At 69.9% G+C, this 17945-nt stretch carries 16 protein-coding genes; 5 read left to right on the top strand and 11 right to left on the bottom strand.

The window, feature by feature from the left end:
- Window positions 1-573 precede the first annotated feature (573 nt).
- The 6 genes from IEY70_RS10210 to IEY70_RS10185 are packed head-to-tail and all read right to left on the bottom strand — an operon-like array spanning window position 574 to window position 6230.
- Window positions 574-1455: a D-ribose ABC transporter substrate-binding protein gene (locus IEY70_RS10210; protein WP_189064909.1), complete on the bottom strand. Its 882-nt coding sequence runs from the start codon at window positions 1453-1455 to the stop codon at window positions 574-576.
- Window positions 1456-1501: 46 nt separating this feature from the next.
- The gene (locus IEY70_RS10205; RefSeq protein ID WP_189064908.1) at window positions 1502-2455 is read right to left on the bottom strand and encodes an ABC transporter permease; all 954 of its coding nucleotides are present in this window, start codon (window positions 2453-2455) and stop codon (window positions 1502-1504) included.
- Window positions 2430-3893 carry a sugar ABC transporter ATP-binding protein gene (locus IEY70_RS10200; RefSeq protein ID WP_189064907.1) on the bottom strand — a complete coding sequence of 488 codons (1464 nt, stop codon included), beginning with the start codon at window positions 3891-3893 and terminating at the stop codon, window positions 2430-2432. The genes IEY70_RS10205 and IEY70_RS10200 overlap by 26 nt, the downstream gene beginning before the upstream one ends.
- The gene (gene rbsD, locus IEY70_RS10195; RefSeq protein ID WP_189064906.1) at window positions 3893-4300 is read right to left on the bottom strand and encodes a D-ribose pyranase; all 408 of its coding nucleotides are present in this window, start codon (window positions 4298-4300) and stop codon (window positions 3893-3895) included. Before rbsD ends, IEY70_RS10200 begins: the two co-directional genes overlap by 1 nt.
- Window positions 4297-5214: a ribokinase gene (locus IEY70_RS10190; RefSeq protein ID WP_189064905.1), complete on the bottom strand. Its 918-nt coding sequence runs from the start codon at window positions 5212-5214 to the stop codon at window positions 4297-4299. Before IEY70_RS10190 ends, rbsD begins: the two co-directional genes overlap by 4 nt.
- On the bottom strand, window positions 5211-6230 hold the full coding sequence (locus IEY70_RS10185) for a LacI family DNA-binding transcriptional regulator (RefSeq protein WP_189064904.1): 1020 nt from the start codon (window positions 6228-6230) through the stop codon (window positions 5211-5213). Before IEY70_RS10185 ends, IEY70_RS10190 begins: the two co-directional genes overlap by 4 nt.
- 403 nt (window positions 6231-6633) lie before the next feature.
- Here IEY70_RS10185 and IEY70_RS10180 point away from each other — a divergent pair, with 403 nt between their 5' ends.
- Window positions 6634-6957, top strand: coding sequence for a hypothetical protein (locus tag IEY70_RS10180; protein WP_189064903.1), 324 nt, complete (start codon window positions 6634-6636; stop codon window positions 6955-6957).
- A 150-nt stretch (window positions 6958-7107) separates the two neighbouring features.
- Here IEY70_RS10180 and IEY70_RS10175 read toward each other — a convergent pair whose 3' ends face one another.
- A complete protein-coding gene (locus IEY70_RS10175; protein ID WP_189064902.1) occupies window positions 7108-7812 on the bottom strand; it encodes a substrate-binding domain-containing protein in 705 nt (234 codons plus the stop codon).
- A gap of 143 nt (window positions 7813-7955) precedes the next feature.
- Here IEY70_RS10175 and IEY70_RS10170 point away from each other — a divergent pair, with 143 nt between their 5' ends.
- Window positions 7956-8396 carry a response regulator gene (locus IEY70_RS10170; protein ID WP_189064901.1) on the top strand — a complete coding sequence of 147 codons (441 nt, stop codon included), beginning with the start codon at window positions 7956-7958 and terminating at the stop codon, window positions 8394-8396.
- Here IEY70_RS10170 and IEY70_RS10165 read toward each other — a convergent pair.
- From IEY70_RS10165 to IEY70_RS10150, 4 genes are all read right to left on the bottom strand, one after another.
- On the bottom strand, window positions 8379-10049 hold the full coding sequence (locus tag IEY70_RS10165; RefSeq protein WP_189064900.1) for an alginate O-acetyltransferase AlgX-related protein: 1671 nt from the start codon (window positions 10047-10049) through the stop codon (window positions 8379-8381). The genes IEY70_RS10170 and IEY70_RS10165 overlap by 18 nt on opposite strands.
- A 110-nt stretch (window positions 10050-10159) precedes the next feature.
- A complete protein-coding gene (locus IEY70_RS10160; protein WP_189064899.1) occupies window positions 10160-10771 on the bottom strand; it encodes an alginate O-acetyltransferase AlgF in 612 nt (203 codons plus the stop codon).
- Window positions 10772-10849: 78 nt separating this feature from the next.
- Window positions 10850-12028, bottom strand: coding sequence for an alginate O-acetyltransferase AlgX-related protein (locus tag IEY70_RS10155; protein WP_189064898.1), 1179 nt, complete (start codon window positions 12026-12028; stop codon window positions 10850-10852).
- A gap of 17 nt (window positions 12029-12045) precedes the next feature.
- A complete protein-coding gene (locus IEY70_RS10150; RefSeq protein WP_189064897.1) occupies window positions 12046-13446 on the bottom strand; it encodes an MBOAT family O-acyltransferase in 1401 nt (466 codons plus the stop codon).
- A gap of 560 nt (window positions 13447-14006) precedes the next feature.
- Between IEY70_RS10150 and IEY70_RS10145 the strand changes: the two genes are divergently transcribed.
- The 3 genes from IEY70_RS10145 to IEY70_RS10135 all read left to right on the top strand — a co-directional run bounded on the left by IEY70_RS10145 (window position 14007) and on the right by IEY70_RS10135 (window position 17900).
- Window positions 14007-14975 carry a vWA domain-containing protein gene (locus IEY70_RS10145; RefSeq protein ID WP_189064896.1) on the top strand — a complete coding sequence of 323 codons (969 nt, stop codon included), beginning with the start codon at window positions 14007-14009 and terminating at the stop codon, window positions 14973-14975.
- A 268-nt stretch (window positions 14976-15243) separates the two neighbouring features.
- Window positions 15244-16530, top strand: a complete 1287-nt coding sequence (locus IEY70_RS10140; RefSeq protein ID WP_308425520.1) for a thiolase family protein — start codon at window positions 15244-15246, stop codon at window positions 16528-16530.
- Window positions 16527-17900: a 3-oxoacid CoA-transferase gene (locus tag IEY70_RS10135; RefSeq protein ID WP_373290777.1), complete on the top strand. Its 1374-nt coding sequence runs from the start codon at window positions 16527-16529 to the stop codon at window positions 17898-17900. Before IEY70_RS10140 ends, IEY70_RS10135 begins: the two co-directional genes overlap by 4 nt.
- The last annotated feature ends 45 nt before the right edge of the window (window positions 17901-17945 follow it).

Here is a 17945-nt window from a genome sequence, read left to right as displayed (position 1 = left end):
GTTCCGGCACCACGCGGGCCGGGCAGCGGAACGCCCCTGCCCACACCAGCATCCGCTCATAACGTTATGAGCAGACTCGACTCGCTGGCTGAAATGGCCGCCTCTCTCAGGCTGGACGTCACGCGGGCCTCTACTGCTGGGGGCTGGCCGGGTGGTCGCTCAGGGCGTGGTCGATCTCGGCGCGATTGGGCATGCTGGATTCGCCATCAAGCGGGTCGGGAAGCGGAACGAGTCTCCGTGGATCAACACTTGCTCATAACGTTATGAGCAGGTGACGGCGTCCCTTTGCGCGGATTCATCCGCCGGGTCATGCGGACTTCGATTGGATGGCCTGCAACGTCGCCGGGTCCGAGCGGACGTGATTGGGAGCCGAAGCGAATTCCGGGCGTGGAGTCGGCAGCCCGGCCCCCGCTTCGGTTGGATGGCGAAGCGGACGGATGACAGGCGATGGGTGCAACTCGCTGCCTGCGCCTGCCTGTGTGACAGAGCGGCGGCCTCTCATCCAGAAATGGGAGGCCGCCACGGGCGAAGGCGTGAAGTTGCTCGCAGGAGGCGCGGGTCAGGCGCCGCAGCTCACTTCGTAATCAGGGTGAGCGGCACGGGGACGTTCACAGTCTTGGCGGGAACCTTGCCGGTCTTGATGATGGTCAGGGCGCGCTGCACACCCAGTTTGCCGATGTCGGCGGGGCGCTGCGCGACGGTGGCGGCCAGCTTGCCGGCCCTGACGGCCGCGACGGCGTCCGGCGTGGCGTCGAAACCGACGACGACGATCTTGCGTTTGCTGGACGCGATGGCCTGCGCCGCACCGAGCGCCATCTCGTCGTTGTGGGCGAACACGGCGGCGATGGTCGGCTGGGACTGCAGGATGTTCTCCATGACGCTCAGGCCCTTGGCGCGGTTGAAGTCGGCGGGCTGGCTGGCCACGCGTTTCAGGGCAGGCGCCGCTTTCAGGGCCGCGTTGAAGCCCGCGCCGCGGTCACGGGCGGCGCTGGAGCCGGGAATGCCCTGCAACTCGACGACGTTGCCCTTGCCGCCCAGCAGTTTCTTGATGTACTCGCCGGCCATCTTGCCACCGGCGACATTGTCTGAGGCGACGTGGTAGGCGACCTGACCGCCGTTGGCGCTGCGGTCGACGGTGATGACGGGGATCTTCGCGGCGTTCGCGGCCATGATGCTGGGAATGATGGCGTCACTGTCTGTGGCGTTCACGATGATGACCTTCACCTTGCGGGTGATCAGGTCCTCGATGTCGCTGGCCTGCTTGTCGGCGCGGTCCTGGGCGTCCAGTACGACCAGGTCGGCCCCGCCGGCGGTAGCGGCCTTTTTGGCGCCGTCGCGCAGCTCGACGAAGAAGGGGTTGTTCAGGGTGCTGAGGCTCAGGCCGATCACGGGGCGGGACTGGGCGGCGGCGGTGCTGGCGAGGGCGAGCAGGATCAGGGACAGGTGCTTTTTCATGATGGACCTCCGGGGTCTGTGTGGGGAACTCAGGGGCAGGGGCGGTTCAGGAGCGGTTGAGCAGGCGTTCGAGCAGCAGCGCGCCGAGGATGACGCCGCCCTTGACGATCTGCTGGTAGAAGGCGTTCACGTCGAGCAGGTTCATGGCGTTGTTGAGTACCCCGATGATCAGGGCGCCCAGCAGCGTGCCGATGACGCTGCCACGCCCGCCGGAGAGGCTGGTGCCGCCCACGACGACGGCGGCGATGGCGTCGAGTTCGAAGCCGCTGCCGGCGGTGGGTTGCGCGGAGTACAGGCGGGAGGTAAGGAGTAGCGCGGCGACGGCGCTCAACAGGCCGCTGAAGGCGTACACGGTGACTTTCAGGCGTTCGACGTTCAGTCCGGCGAAGCGGGCGGCGTCCTCGCTGCTGCCCAGCGCGTAGAGGCCGCGGCCCCAGGCGGTGCGGCGCAGCAGGAACCACGACAGGCCCAGCGCCAGCAGCGCCACGCCCGCGATGCTGGGCAGGCCGAACCAGTCTGCGTTCCCGATGTTCTGGAAGGAGGCGCTCAGGCCGCTGACGGGCGTGCCGTCGGTCATGACCAGGGTCACGCCGCGCCAGATGGTGAGCGCGGCCAGCGTGACCACGAAGGGCGCGATGCGGCCGTACGCGACGATCACGCCGTTCAGCGCGCCGATCAGGCTGCCGCCGATCAGGACCAGGAGTGCCGTCAGCGGGAACGGCAGGCCTGCCTGGTCCAGCAGCGCGGCGCTCACGCCGATCACGGCGAGCATGGCGCCCACGGACAGGTCGATCCCGGCGGTCAGGATCACGGCTGTCATGCCGAAGGCCAGCAGGGCGTTCACGCTGGTCTGGCGGGCGATGTTCAGGAGGTTGCTGCCGGTCAGGAACCGGTCGGAGAGCAGGCTGGCCAGCAGGACCAGCGCCGCGAAGATGATCCACAGGCCGTAGCGGCTGATGGTCAGGCGGACAGGATTAGACGGCGTTTGCGCCAGTGACATGGGCGGTGACCTCCTCGAGTGAAACGGGGGCGTGCAGTTCGGCGGCCAGCGCGCCGTCACGGAAGACGAGGATGCGCTGCGCGAGACCCAGCACTTCGGGCGAGTCGCTGCTGGACAGCACGACCGGCAGTCCCTCACGGGCGAGGCGGGCGATGACCTCGTAGATCTCCTCGCGCGCGCCGATGTCGACGCCGCGGGTGGGTTCTTCCAGGACCAGGGCCTGCGGGCGCGTGGCGAGGACGCGGCCCAGCACGACCTTCTGCTGGTTCCCGCCGGACAGGGAGCCCACGCGGTATGCGGGGTCCTGCGGGCGGACGTGCAGGTCGGTCATCCACTGCCGGGCCAGTCGGTCCTCGGCTGCCGGGTCGATCACGCCGAGGCGGGTGATCTGGTCCAGGCTGGACAGCGCGAGGTTCTCGCGGATGCTGCCTTCCAGCACGGCTCCCTCGGTCTTGCGGTCCTCGGGGACCACGCCGATTCCGGCGCGGCGTGCGTCGCGTAGCGAGCGGACGGGGCGGCCGTTCCAGCGGCTGTGGCCGTCCGCTCCGATCAGGGCGCGGGTGGCGGCGGTGCGGCCACTGCCGATGATGCCGACCAGTCCGACGATCTCACCGCGCCGCAGCGTCAGTTCGAAGGGGGCGCCTGCGCGGGGCTGCACCTGCACGTGGAAGGCCTCGGCGTCCTGCGGGGCACCCACGCGGGACTGCACCTCGACGTGACGGCCGACCATCCACTCGATCACCTGCGCGGGCGTGGTGTCCTTCACGTCTGCCGTGGCGACCTGCCGCCCGTCGCGCAGGACCGTCACCCGGTCGGCCATGCGGAAGACTTCCGCGAGGTGATGCGAGATGTACACGACGGCCACGCCGCGCGCCCGGACCTGCGCGATGAACGTGAACAGCTGCTCGACTTCCGGGCTGGTCAGGGGCGCGGTGGGTTCGTCCAGGATCAGGACCTGGGTGTCGCCGGTCAGGGCGCGGGCGATGGCGACCATCTGCCGCTCCCCGACCGTCAGGGTGCGCAGCGGGCGGCCCAGCGGCAGGTCGAGGTTCAGGGCGGCGAGTTGCGCGCGGGCGCGCTGTTGCAGGGCGCGGTCGGTGACGGCGGCAGGCATCTGTCCCAGGAACAGGTTCTCCTCGACGGTCAGGTCCGGCGCGAGGCTCAGTTCCTGGAACAGCATCCGCACGCCGCTGCGGGACGCCTCGGCCACGCTGCGGAACCGGACGGGCTGACCGTTCAGCAGCACCTCGCCGCTGCTGGGGGGTTGCACGCCCGCCAGGATCTTCATCAGGGTGCTCTTGCCGGCGCCGTTCTCGCCCAGCAGCGCGTGAACCTCGCCGGGGCGGATGTCGAGGTCGATGCCGTGCAGGACCGTCACGGGACCGAAGCTGCGGGTGATGCCGCGCATGCTCAGGCGCGGGGCTGGCGCAGCGGTCATCAGAAGTTCACCCCGCAGTGCAGGATCACGTTCGCGTACGGCGTGACCTCCCCGGTGCGGATCACGGCGAGCGCGCCGGACAGCGAGGCCTTGAGGGCGTCGTGCGTGATCTCGTCGTGCGTGATCCTGTCGGGTGCCTGCTGCAGGGTGTCCAGCAGCCGGGCGTGCCACTGCGGGGAGTGCTGCCGCGTCTCGCTGGCGACCGTGACGCGCTCGACGACCAGTTCGCCCAGCACGGCGCTCAGCACGTCCAGCAGGGAGGGCAGTCCGGCGCTCACACCCAGTTCGATGCGGGGCGTTCCGGCGGGGATGGGCAGGCCGGTGTCGGCCAGCACGATGGTCTGGGTGTGCCCGGCGCGGGCGACCAGCGCGCTGAGTTCCGGGTGCAGCAGGCCGCTGCGGTTCACGCGGGCCTCCCGGCGCCCGGGTCACTGTCCGGATCGCTTTTCAGGGCGTGGTCGATCTCGGCGCGACTGGGCATGCTGGGCTGCGCGCCCTCGCGGGTGCAGGCCAGGGAGGCGGCGACGCTGGCCTCCTGCATGGCCTGCGGGAGGCTCAGGCCCGCGCCGAGCGCGCCGGTCAGGACGCCCACGAAGGTGTCGCCCGCGCCGGTCGTGTCGCGCACCGTGACGGGATGGGCGGGCACCTCAAGCCAGTGGTCGCCCTGAACGGCGGCGGCGCCCTGGCCGCCCAGCGTGACGATCACCGTCTGCGGCCCGAGGGTCTGGGCGGCGCGCAACTGCTGCGGCAGGTCGCCCGGGCCGACCAGGGTGCTCAGTTCACCCTCGTTGACCACCAGCACGTTCACGTCCGCGAGCAGTCCGGCGGGAAGGGGGGCCTGCGGGGCGGGCGCCGCGTTCAGGATCACCTGCAGTTCACGCTGCCGGGCCGCCCGGGCGTAGGCCTGCACGGCGGGCAGCGGAATTTCGAGTTGCAGGATCAGGTGGGTGACGTCCGTGAAGTCCGGTTCCCGATCCGGGGTCAGCCGGGCGTTGGCGCCGGAGGCGACGGCGATCACGTTCTCGCCGCTGTCCGCGACTGTGATGAACGCCGCGCCGGTGGGGGCGTCCAGGGTCAGGCTGGTGTCCTGCACGCCGCTGTGCGCGAACGAGGCCCGCAGCGGGGCGGCGTAGGGGTCGTCGCCCAGCGCGCCGAAGAAACGGGTCGCGTGGCCGCTGCGGGCGCAGGCGACTGCCTGGTTGGCGCCCTTCCCGCCGGGCGCGGTCGTGAAGGCCGGGCCGAGGACCGTCTCGCCGGGGCGGGGCAGGTGAGGCACGCGGGTGATGAAGTCGAGGTTGGCACTGCCGGCAACGAGAATCACGTGAACCTCCGGGTGGACGCAGTGGGGGCGGGGCCGGTAGAGCCGCGTACGATCAGTTCGGTCGGAACGGGCGGTTCGGCGGGGGCGGGCGTGTCGCTGGGCGGCGTGAGTGCGCGGTCGATGGCGCGGCGGGCCAGCGCCTGGGTGTCCTGCCGGACGGTGGTCAGGGGCGGTGAGCTGAGCGCCGCCCAGGAGATGTCGTCGAAGCCGACCAGCGACAGGTCCGTGGGGACGTTCAGGCCGCGGCTGTGCGCGGCGCTGAGGGCGCCGAGGGCGAGGGTGTCGTTGGCGGCGAGCAGCGCGGTGGCGTCCGGGTGCGCGTCGAGCAGGGCGTGCGTTCCGGCGCGGCCGTCGTCGACGCCGTAGCCGCTGTGGTGAACGGCGCTGGCGGGAATGCTGATCCCGGCGTGCCGGGCGGCGCCGAGCATGCCCTGCACGCGTTCGCCCGGCTGACCCTGACGGTCTGGTCCGGCCAGGATCACGATCCGGCGGTGCCCGAGGGCGATGAGGTGCGCGGCGGCGAGCTGGCCGCCCTGGGCCTTGTCGCTCTGCACGGTGGGCTGGCCGCCGGCGTCACGGTCGATCAGGACCAGTGGAATGGGGGAGGTCAGGGTCTGTCCGGTGCCGACGGCGGGAACGATCAGCAGGGCGTCCACGCCGCGGCGGGTCAGGTTGGTGAGGGCGTCGTGTTGCAGCCGGGGGTCGTCGTGCGAGTCGGCGAGCAGGACGGCGTAGCCGCGTACACGTGCCTCGCGTTCGATGTCCTGCGCGAGTTTGGGGAAGAAGGGGTTGGTGAGGTCCGGGATCAGCAGGCCGAGGGTGGCGCTGCGGCCGGTGCGCAGGGACTGGGCGGCGTGCGAGGGATGGTAGCCGAGGGCGGCGATGGCGTCCCGGACGCGGCGTTCGACGGCGGGACTGACGGGTTTGGTGCCGTTGATGACGAAGGACACGGTGGCGGTGGAGACGCCGGCGTGCCGGGCGACCTGGGTGAGGGTGACGGTGGTGCGTGAGGTCATGGGAAATCCTGGGAGGCGCACCCGAGGTTAAACGTTTAACCTGGAATGTCGAACGAAGGACGATCTGCAGGCAGAAACCGCAGGGCAGCACCTGACAGACGGGCAGCAGCAGAGCCAGAGCAGGCTCGGAGGTGATTTAAACGTTTAACCAGAGTGTAGAGGGACCGTTTCCGCTCCGTCAAGCCCCCCCATCCGGCCACCGAATCCGCCGCGGGCCAGCAGCAGGGCCGCGCGCATACCGTTCTGAACGGACCCGGTTGGTTTCCCCACGGTCCGGGCCGGGAGCGCTGGGGGAAGGGCGTTCAGCCGGTACACCGGTTCTTTACCTGCGCTGCGTACCGTGAACGTGTCCGGCAGTATCACCTGCCCTGACGCCGCCCCTGACCCGCAAGGAGAACCCCCGATGCCCAACCGTGCCCATTCCTGGCCTGCCCTGCTGCTGGTGGCCGACTGCGCGGCGGCCGGAGCGTGGCGGCTCTCTAACCGCTGGCGCGCCGGTTACCTGCTGGGCGCCGTGATCTCGGTCGGGGCGGCGCGGGGGTACGTCCTGACCCGCAGTGTCGGCCTGCCCAGCGTGCGGGACGATATCGGCAACTGGGCCGAACCGGCCGGGACCGTGCCGCTGCTGCTGGAGATCGCGTTCGTGGTGCTGGCGGCCGCCGTCCTGAGCCGCGAAGGCCTGAACGCCGCTGGTCGCCGCGACCTGTCGGACCTGCGCGTTCCCTGAACTGCTCATAACGTTATGAGCAGCTCACGCGGACTCCGGTGGAATGGCCTGCAGCGCCCATTCAATCCGGGTCCGTGTCAGGGGGCGCGGCGCGCCGGACTCTGTGTCGCGCTGCCGGTCACCGCAGTTGCCGGGTGGATTCGCGGATGGTCAGCGACAGGGTGAAGCTGGGCATCGGCGCATTCTGGCCTTGCAGGACGCCCAGGAGGTGGGTGGCCAGCGCCACGCCGATCTGGTAGTGGGCTGGTGCACGGTGGTGAGGGGCGGAAGGGTGAAGGCGCTGGCGGGCAGGTCGTCGAAGCCTACCAGCGAGATGTCGTCCGGGACGCGCAGGCCCTTGCGGTGCAGGGCCAGTCGCGCGCCGGCGGCCATCTGGTCGTTCGCGGCGAACACGGCCGTGAACGGCACGTTGGTGTTCAGCAGGTGCGTCACGGCGCGGTACGCGGGTTGCTCCACGAAATCGCCCGGCACTTCCAGTTCGGGCCGCAGGGGGATGTCGTTGTCCTGAAGGGCCTGGCGGTACCCGAGCAGGCGTTCGTCGGCGTCCTGCTGTTCGCGCGGGCCGCTCAGGTGCACGGTGGCGCGGTGCCCGAGTTCGATCAGGTGGCGGGTGGCGAGGTACGCGCCGTGACGCTGGTCGAGTGTCAGGCACTGCCCTTCGAGGCCCGGAACCGTGCGCCCGAAGAGGATCAGCGGCACGCGGGCGGCCACGCCGGTGAGCGTCTCGTCGCTGAGGGTGCTGCCGAGCAGCAGCAGCGCGTCGGTCCCGCGGTGAATCAGGGTTTCGATGGCCTTGGTCTCGTAGGCGCGGGACCAGTGGCTGCTGTTCACGACCGGGTGGTAGGGCGTGTCCATCAGAAGGTGGCGCGCCCGGCGGGACAGGGCCGCGCCAACACACCTGCCAGAGTATTTAATTGACCTTCATGTTCTTTGCCGTGCGCGTCAATTGGTAGCAATCACCTGTTGGCCGCGCACGGATGAAGGTACGATGAGTGTCCATGGCACAGTCCATCACTGTACTTCTGATCGACGACAACCCGTCCGATCTGTTCCTGGCGCAGGAGGCGTTCTCCGGCTATCACGATCAGGTGACGGTCGTCTCGCACTCCGACGGTGGCGAGGCCCTCGCCTACCTCAGGGACACCCTCCACCCCCTACCGAACGTCATCGTGCTGGACGTCAACATGCCCGGCATGAGTGGATTCGACGTCCTGAAAGCCATCCGCGCGGACCTCACCCTGCGGCACCTTCCGGTGGTGATGCTCAGCACCTCGTCCGACGAGAAGGACATCAACACCGCGTACGATCTGATCACCAGTTCCTACATCGTGAAGAATCCCCATTTCGATCAATTCGCGCGGCAGATCGACAGTTTCGTGAGGTTCTGGCTGGAGTCGCAGTTCAAACAAACCCAGCGGACCTCAGTTGACGACCTGTAGTTCCAGGGTTCCGGCGGCGGCCACCTCGACGGCGGTGACGCTGCCGAGCCCGCCGAGGTCGAGCAGGAAGTCCTGACGGTGGGTCATGCGTTCGGAGTTGGTGACCCTGAATTCGCGGGTGCCCTGATCGCTGGTGACCTTGAAGGTGACGGTGCGGGTGGCGGGGTCGCTGACGCGTACGCGGGCGGCGGCGGTGCTCAGGCCGGGCACGGTGACGCGGGCGCTGCCGGTGCCGCTGGCAGCGGCCACGCTGGTGCCAGCGCCGCGCGCGGCGGCCGTGACGAAACGCAGGTCGCTCTCGGCGGTGTCGTCGCCGCCCAGCAGCGGAATCTGCCAGATCAGCGTGCCGGGTTTGCTCAGCGCATACGCCTCGTCCAGCAGGTAATCCTTGAGGCTGGAGAACACGCCGGCCCCACCGAACGACACATTGTCGATGCGGCGCGAGAGTTCGGCCTGCAGGAACCCGGCGTAGTTCAGGGAGGGGAGGCTGCTGCTGGCGCCGACCAGGACAGTGTCGGCGGCCGCGCCGAGCAGATCGCCGCCTGACTGGATCTTGATCAGGTCGCCGCTGCCGCCGCTGCCCTGCACGGTCAGGGTCTTGAAGATCACGGCCATGGGGCGGCTGTCACCGGGCGCGAAACTGGTCTTGCCGCCGTTGTAGTCCGCGAAGCGCAGGTCCAGGCTGTTCTGCCCGGCGGCCGCGTCGACCGTCCAGGTGCGCGTGACGGTCTCGCCGCGTTTCAGGCCGCTGACGGTGTCGATGACCTTCCCGCCGGACACGACTTCCACGCCCTGTCCGTCGAGGGGCGTTTCGAAGGTGGCGTTCACCTCGACCTTCCCGGCCGTGGCCGTCACGAACGACACGGTCGCGACCGGCCCGAACGCCCAGCGGACGCTGCCCTCGCTGGCACCGAAGTTCCCGGCGGCGGCCACGAGCGGCGCGGCGGGCGCGGCCTGGTAGTCGCCGTACGTTTCGGGCGGGACGCTCAGGCCGCACAGCGCCTGAATCTGCCCCAGGACCGGCTGGTCCTGCACCTGACGGGTGACGGTCCCGGCGCGGATGCTGACGAACGGTGCGGTGCCGGCTGTCTGACCGGCCGCGCGGACCGTGTCGGCGGTGGCTTTCGCGGCGGCCTGCGCGCCCTCGGGTGTCCAGTGGATGTCCTGCCGGAACACCCCGGCGTCCCCCTGCGCGAGGGCGGGCGTCAGCAGGTCGGCGGTGGGCAGCCCGGCGGCGCGCAGGTCACTGACCAGCGCGCGGTAGAAGCCCTGCGCGCCGCTCAGGTCGAACGCTTTCTGGGTGGGGTTTTGCAGGTTCAGGTGCGGCTGCACGAAACTGCGGGGCGGGACGGGCGCCATGACCAGCGTCACGCCCTGCGCTTTCAGGGCGGCGGCGAGTCTGGCGGTGGCGGGAACGAACGCGGCGCGCGCTTCGTTCCAGGGGCGGTTCATCCAGCGGCCGGACAGTTCGTCACCGTAGTAGTAGAACCCCTGCTCGCCCTGGAACATCCAGGCTTTCTGGTCCAGCGTGACGCCGCATGAGGCGGGCACGGCGGTGGCCGGTGTGGCAGCGGCGCGGGCGGGCGCGGCGATCAGTGCGGCGCTCAGCAGGGTCAGGGCGGACAGGACGGCGCGGTGGGTCAGTACAGGCATGGGTGGGTGCTCCTTGGTCGGACGGTGTGTGGGGTCGGACGGTGTGTGGGACGGTGCAGGCGGCCGGATTCGTGTACCGTCAAGGGCCGCTGCGGTGTGATCTGAGGGGGTTACTTGATGGTGGGCGCGACCCATACGGCGCTGCGGGCGCCGCTGCCGAACACGAAGGCGCTGTAGCTCGCGCCGGCTTTCAGGGCCTCGGCGGGAAAGGTCTGCAGGACGCGGGTGCCGTCGGTCACGGCCAGCGCGGCGGTGACGGCGTTCACGCTCAGGGATTTCTGCGTGCCGGGCGCGACACCGTCGAGCAGGCGGGTGCCGCCGTCGGCGGTGGTGAGGCTGGCGGGCGCGTCGCTGAGGTTGTACAGCGTCACGCGGGCCTTCGTGACCCCGCCGGGCTGCTCGGACGGCAGGGCGCGCAGCCGGCCGCCCTGCGCGACCAGCGTGACGTACGTGCCGCCCTGCACGTTCAGTTTCAGGGTGCTGGCGCCCAGTTTCAGGGTGTGTTCGCCCTGCTTGACGACCGTGTAGGCGCTGACGGTCCGGGCGGCCTGCTTGCCGCTGAACGCGCGGCCATCCAGGGTGATGGGGGCGCTGGCGTCCACGCTGGCCACGCGGATGAATGCGGAACCGGCGGGCGGTGCGGGGGCGTACAGGGCTTCCTGCGCGGCGGCGGGCGTGGCGATCAGGGTCAGTGCGGTCAGGGTGGTCAGGGTACGGTTCATGGGAGGCCTCCGGGTGGGGGACAGGAGAGAGCGGGTTCAGAGGAGGGTCGGATGGACGCGTGTGGAAGGGGCGGGGGGTCAGGGCACCTTGAACGGGTGCTGGTCTTCGGAGTCCAGTGGAAGTGGCAGGAAGCGCTGCGGGATCTCCCAGATCAGCACGCGGGGCGGGCTGTCCAGGAAGGCAGGGTCTTGCAGGGCGGGGCGGATGCTGCCGCTGAAGTGCGCGCCTTCGGTGCTGACGTTCAGGACGGCGCTGCCCAGCGCTTCCTGCAGCGCCCCGGCGTAATTGCCGCGCAGGCCGTAACTGCTGCCGGCCAGCATGACCTGCGGGGCCTCGCCGAGCAGGCCGCCGCCGCCGCCGAGGGTGGTTTCGGTCGCCTCGCGGTCCGCGTGGGGGCGCAGGGCGTCCGGGACGTGCTGGAGGCCCATCAGCTTCAGGAGGTCGCCGGGGCGGGCCGTTTCGGGCGCGCGGGTGGTGGTGAAGGTCGCGGCGGGCAGGTCGGCCGCGAGGGTCCGGACGGCCTGCGCGGTGGCCTGCGCGGCGGTGCGGGCGCCGTCCTGATTCCAGTGGGTGTCGGTGCGGTAGTACTGCGGGGTCCGCGTGACGGCGCGCAGCATGGGGGTCATCAGGTCGGCGGTCGCCACGCCCCGCGCGCGCAGCATCGCCTGGTACGTCTCGTACTGCCGGGCGTCCACCCAGCCGGGCAGCGCGCCGCCGGGCAGGTGCGCGGCCTCCACGCGGGTTTTGTTGGGGCTCACGGCGACCAGCAGGGTCACGCCGCGCGCCGCGAGGTCCCGTGACAGCCGCGCGGTCAGGTCCGCACGGGCCGTGAGGTGCCGCTGCGCCTGCGGGTGCGCCGCGAGTTCCGAGGTCAGGAACAGCCAGCCGTCCCGTCCCTGGCGGACCTCGTCCGTGCCGCCCCGCACCGTCAGGTACCTCGCGGTGTTCGCCGTGGCGATCAGCGCGTCCCGTCCGGGCAGGTTGGCGTCCAGGTGCGCTTCGAGCGCGTGGAAGGTCTCGCCGCTGCGCAGCGCCTCGCCGCTCAGCGGCACCGGGTGGTGCGGGTCGGGCGTCAGGGCGGCGCGCGCGGCGGCGATCAGCCCGGCGGAGATCAGCAGCAGGAACGTGGCGCCGGTCAGCAGCAGCGGGCGCGGCAGCCGGGCCGCGTCGCGCAGCTGCCCGGCGATCAGGGCGCGTCCGCGGGGGGCCGGGCGGGCGCTGTCGGCCGTGTTGAGGGTGGGGGGAGTGGTCGTCACGTCATCACCTCGAAGTTTCAGAACTGGAAGTACAGGAACGGCGCGTACTGCTGCGCGGCCAGCGTCGCCACGGCCAGCAGGAACACCGGGATCAGCGCGTACTGCGGGGCGCTGCGCAGCGCCGGCCGCTGCTCGGCGCGGCGGTTCCACAGCGGCGCGCCGTACACGACCGCCACGCCCGCAAGCATCACGGCCAGCCGCTCAGGTGTGACCGTGATGGCCACGTCGGGCGTCAGGGCCGCGCCGTTCAGTCCGGCCATCGCGCGGTACACCTCACCGGCGTGCGCGACGTTCTCACTGCGGAACAGCACGCGGCCCAGGATCACGATCAGCATGACTTTAGGCACGGCGTACCACGCGGGCGGCGGCGGACGCCCGAATTTCTTCTTCAGGACCCGTTCGAGGACCAGGAACGCGCCGTTCCACATGCCCCACAGCACGAACGTCCAGTTCGCGCCGTGCCACAGGCCGCCGACCGTCATGGTCAGGAACAGGTTCAGGTTCGTGCGGCCCAGGCCGCGCCGGTTCCCGCCGAGCGGGATGTACACGTACTCCCGCAGGAACGTGCCGAGGCTCACGTGCCAGCGTTGCCAGAACGCCGTGATGGACGTTGCGGTGTACGGGTCCAGGAAGTTCTCGGGGAAGCGGAAGCCCAGCATCAGCGCCAGTCCGATCGCCATGTGGCTGTACCCGGCGAAATCGAAGAACAGTTGCAGGGTGTAGGCCACGCTGCCCAGCCACGCGTCGGCGGCGCTGGGATGCGCGGCCGTGTACGCGGCGTTCACGAGCGGCGCGAGCGGGTCGGCCAGCAGGACCTTCATGCTCAGGCCCATCATGAAGCGCTGCGCGCCGCGCGCGAATTTCTCTGGCGTGTGCGTCCGCTCGCGGAACTGATCGGCCAGCAGGTGAAAGCGCAGGATCGGTCCGGCCACCAGGTGCGGGAACAGACTCACGAACGCCGCGAAATCGATGATGTTGCGCGGCGCTTTCGCCGTGCCGCGGTGCAGGTCCACGAGGTAACTGATCGCGTGGAAGATGTAGAACGACAGGCCGACCGGCAGGACGATCTGCGTCCAGGTGAACTCGTCGAAGCCCAGGACGTTGCGGACGGAGTTGGCGCTGCTGACGGCCATGTTCGCGTACTTGAAGTACCCCAGCAGGGCGAGGTTGCCGGTCACGCCCAGCGTCAGCCATGTCAGGCGGGCGCGTCCGGCGCTGGCCAGCACCCGCCCGCCGGTCAGGTACGTGAAGACGATCACGGTGACCAGCAGTCCCAGCGCTGACGGCAGCGCCCAGGCGTAGAACAGCAGGCTGCCCAGCAGGATCGTCCAGGACCGGGCGCGGGCCGGTGTCAGTGCGTAGGTGATCAGGAAGAGGGGAAGGAAGACCAGCAGGAACACGTACGAACTGAATACCAAGGGACACCACCTGTCTCTGCCTTCGGGGCGGGGAACTGGGAACCCACGGAGCGTAGGCGCGGCCGTCGAACGCGGCCCTTACAGCCTGAAAGTAAGATGAAGATTAAGATGGGTATTTTCACATCAGACACACATCAGCATGCTGGTTTTCGCCGTGTTTCCACGTCCAGGTGGGCGATTTCAGGGTACTTGCAGCCCCGAACCGCCCTGTTTCCATCCACGCCCCGAACCCCTCCCACGCCCCCGGCACAGCCGACCGACACACCGGCCCCTACCGGAAGTTCGCCCGCAGGTGCGCCCAGCAGGGCAATCACGGCCTGTCACGCCTGTACCGCTGGCCTTCACGCAGGCGCGCGTGAGCGGTGCGTGATACCGCCGCCCGTACGCTCCGGGCATCTCATACGGACTCCGCTTGAACGGCTTTGTAAGCCATTCAATCCGGGCGGATGCGAGTAGGAGCCGAAGCGCCCCTCCGGACGTGGAGTTGACAGATCGGTGGTGTTCCGACCTGTTAACGAAATAAACGGAATCCATATCACCCCTTTTCCCTGGAGGTCCACATGCGCCGAACGACCCTGATGATCCTGCCTGCCCTGCTCCTGAGCGCCTGCGGTGGCCCCTCGGGCCCACCGAGTCCCTCCGAACCGGTCGCCGCCACGTCCGGCACCATCAACGGTACCCGCGTGCTCGCGCAGGGCACCTACCAGTTCAGTTTCACACCCAAGGACGGCGAGACCGTCACCGGCAGCGCCCAGATCGCGAAAGCCGAGGTCCGCAACCTCAGCCAGGGCAAAGCCAACGTTAAGGTCTGCGGGAACGTGAAAACCAACGGCGACCTGACCGCCACCCTGACCCTCGACGCCACCGGCAGCATGTCCTGGAACGACCCGGACGAACGCCGCCGCCAGGCCGGACACGCCTTCGCCAAACGCATGCGCAAGCAGGACATGGGCGCCGTGCTGTCCTTCGACTCCACCACCCAGCCCAGCGCGGGCCTGCGCGCCTCGTACCTGTGGCAGGACTTCACAGGCAACCAGGGCCAGATGACCTCCGCCGTGAACCACGCGACCTTCGTGGGAGGCAACACGCCCCTGTACGACGCGATCATGGACGCCAGCGACCTGCTGAAAGCCACCGGCAAGACCAACACCCGCATCCTGATCCTGACCGACGGGGAAGACAACGCCAGCGTGACCACCACCGCTCAGGCCATCGAGTACGCCAACCAGAACCGCACGCCCGTGTACATCGTGGGACTGGACGTGACCGGCAAGGTGGACTTCACGGTCGCCGAGGACATCGCCTCGCAGACCGGCGGGCTGTTCCAGCAGACCAACGACCCCAGCGAACTGACGGGCATGTTCGACAAACTCTTCAACAGCGCCGAGGCCGAAGGCTGCCTGGAACTGAACTTCACCGAAACCCCGCCCGCCGGAACGGTCGTGACCGGCGAACTGGCCATCACCCTCAAGGACAACGGCAAGAAGGACAGCACTGTCGTCACACCCTTCACCGTCACCGTCCGCTGAAGGCTGCCAGGGAACCTCTGGAACGCGGCCCATCAGGAACGCACCGGCCGGCTCCGGGCGCGGCAATCCCCCGCACGCCTTTGCGAATTGTCTGCAGAACGGACGGATTGCTTATCAGGTGTCAGGGGCGGCGTTCCGTTTGACAGGCCAGCGGCCCTTCCCAACCGGGGGGGCGGCGCGCTTGAATGCAGGCGTCAACTGCGTTCATTCCGGGCCTCCCTCTGAACCACGGAGGTCCTCCCGCCTGCTTTCCCGGAGGTTCCCGACCGTGACCCAGCTTCCTTCTGTTCATTCCCTGCATGACCGTGACGTGGTGATCGTCGCGGCCGTCCGCACGCCTATCGGCGCGATCCGTGGCGCGCTGTCCACCGTCCGCCCGGATGATCTGGCCGCGCACGCCATCCGCGAGGCGGTCGCGCGCAGCGGTGTCCCCGCCGATCAGATCGAGGAGGTGATCCTCGGCTGCGCGAACCAGGCGGGCGAGGACAACCGCAACGTGGCCCGCATGGCCGCCCTCCTGGCGGGCCTGCCGGACAGCGTGGCGGGCCTGACCGTGAACCGCCTGTGCGCCAGCGGCCTGTCCGCTGTCAACACGGCGGCCCGCGCGATCCGCAACGGCGACGGGGACGTGTACGTGGCGGGCGGCGTGGAGAGCATGACCCGCGCGCCGCTCGTGATGCCCAAGGGCGCGCAGGCCTTCGCGAACGGCAACGTCACCGCGTATGACACGACGCTGGGCTGGCGCTTCCCGAACCCCGCCATGGAGGCGCTGTTCCCGCTGGAGGCGATGGGGGAGACCGCCGAGAACATCGCGCAGCGCAGCCGCGAGGGCGCGTATGCCGGTGGTGAGATCACCCGCGAGGATCAGGACGCCTTCGCACTGAACAGTCAGCGCAAGACGATGGACGCCCTGAACGCCGGACGCTTCAAGGGCGAGATCGTGCCCGTGCAGGTCAGGGGCCGTAAGGGCGTCACGGTGTTCGACACCGACGAGCACCCCCGCGTGACCCGCACCGAGGGCGGGTTCACCCTCGCGACCGACGAGGCGACCCTGGCAGGCCTGAAACCCGCCTTCCGCAAGGGCGGCAGCGTGACCGCCGGGAACGCCAGTGGCCTGAACGACGGCGCGGCCGCGCTGGTCCTGATGAGCGCCGCGAAGGCCCGCGAGCTGGGCGTCACGCCGCTGGCCCGCTGGGTGGGCGCGGCGGCGGCGGGTGTGGAGGCCCGCGTGATGGGTCTGGGGCCCATCCCCGCCACCCGCAAGCTGCTCTCCCGCACCGGCCTGAGCGTGCAGGACCTGGACCTGATCGAACTGAACGAGGCCTTCGCCGCGCAGGCCCTGGCCTGCATCCGCGAACTGGAATTGCCCGAGGACCGGGTGAACGTGAACGGCGGCGCCATCGCGCTGGGGCACCCGCTGGGCATGAGCGGCGCGCGGCTGATCGTGGCGCTGACGCACGAACTGGCCCGCCGCGAGGGCCGTTACGGACTGGCGACGCTGTGCGTGGGCGTCGGACAGGGCGAGGCCGCGATTATCGAAAGGGTTGAGGCATGACGGCCACCGCAGCCCCTGGCGGCCTGAAGCACGTCCCGGTCATCACCGCCGCCGAGGCCGCTGCGCTGGTGAAGTCCGGCCAGACGCTGCTGGTGGGCGGCTTCGGCATGACCGGCAACCCGGTGCACCTCGTGCACGCGCTGGCCGAGACGGACGTGCGGGACCTGACGTACGTGGCGAACAACGTGGGCGAGGCGGGCCTGAGTGGCGGGCGCCTGCTGCGGGGCGGGCAGCTGAGGAAGGCCATCGGGTCGTTCTTCACGAGCAACCGCGAGGCGGTGGCCGCAGCTCAGGAGGGCCGCCTGGAGGTGCAGCTCATCCCGCAGGGATCACTGGCCGAGGCCCTGCGGGCGGGCGGGGCAGGCATCGGGGGCTTCTACACGCCCACCGCCGCCGGGACCGTCATCGCCGGGGACGCGGACGTGCGCATGCTGAATGGCCGGGAGATGGTCTTCGTGCCGGCCCTGCGCGGCGACGTGGCGTTCGTGCGGGCGTGGCGGGCCGATGAGGCGGGGAACCTCCAGTACCGCCTGACCGAGCAGAACTTCAACCGCGCCATGGCGACTGCCGCCGACCTCGTGGTGGCGGAGGTCGAGGAGATCGTCCCGGTGGGCACCATCCCGCCCGAGCAGGTGCACACGCCGGGGCTGTACGTGGATTACCTCGTGCAGGCGACCCTGACCGCCGACGCGCTGGGCAGCAGCGCCGACGTGAAGGGCAGCAGCAAGAAGGTGGACGAGGCGCGGATGCACATGGCCCGCCGCGCGCTGGCGGAACTGCGGCGCGGGGACGTGGTGAACCTCGGCATCGGCATTCCCACGCTGGTCGCGGACCTGATCACCCCGGAGCACGGCGTGAACCTGCACACCGAGAACGGCATGCTGGGCGTGGGTCCCGCGCCCGAGCAGGGCGGCGCGCTGGACTACCCGGTGAACGCCGGGAAGATCCCCGTCACGGCCCTGCCCGGCGCGAGCTACTTCGACAGCGCCGATTCCTTCGGCATGATCCGGGGCGGGCACGTGGACGTCGCGGTCATGGGTGGGTTGCAGGTGGACGCGCACGCGAACCTCGCGAACTGGGCGGTGCCCGGCAAGCCGCTGCTGGGCGTGGGCGGCGCGATGGACCTCGCCAGCGGCGCCCGGCGCCTGATCATCCTGATGACCCATACCGACCCGGACGGCACGCCGAAAGTGGTCCCCGAGTGCACGCTGCCGCTCACGTCGCGCGGCGCGGTCAGCATGATCATCACCGACAGGGCCGTGTTCGAGTTCCGGGACGGGACGCTGACCCTGACCGAACTGATGCCCGGCGCCACCCTGGACGAAGTGCGGGCGGGCACGGGCGCAGCGTTCGCCGAAGCGCTGGGCTGAACGCCGCGAAACCTGGCCGCCCCACGACCGGACTGAATAGAGTGC

The sequence above is a fragment of the Deinococcus seoulensis genome, from assembly GCF_014648115.1.
Lineage (GTDB): Bacteria > Deinococcota > Deinococci > Deinococcales > Deinococcaceae > Deinococcus > Deinococcus seoulensis.
The sequence above is the reverse complement of the archived record's forward strand: the minus strand, read 5'-3'. Positions and strand labels throughout refer to the sequence as shown.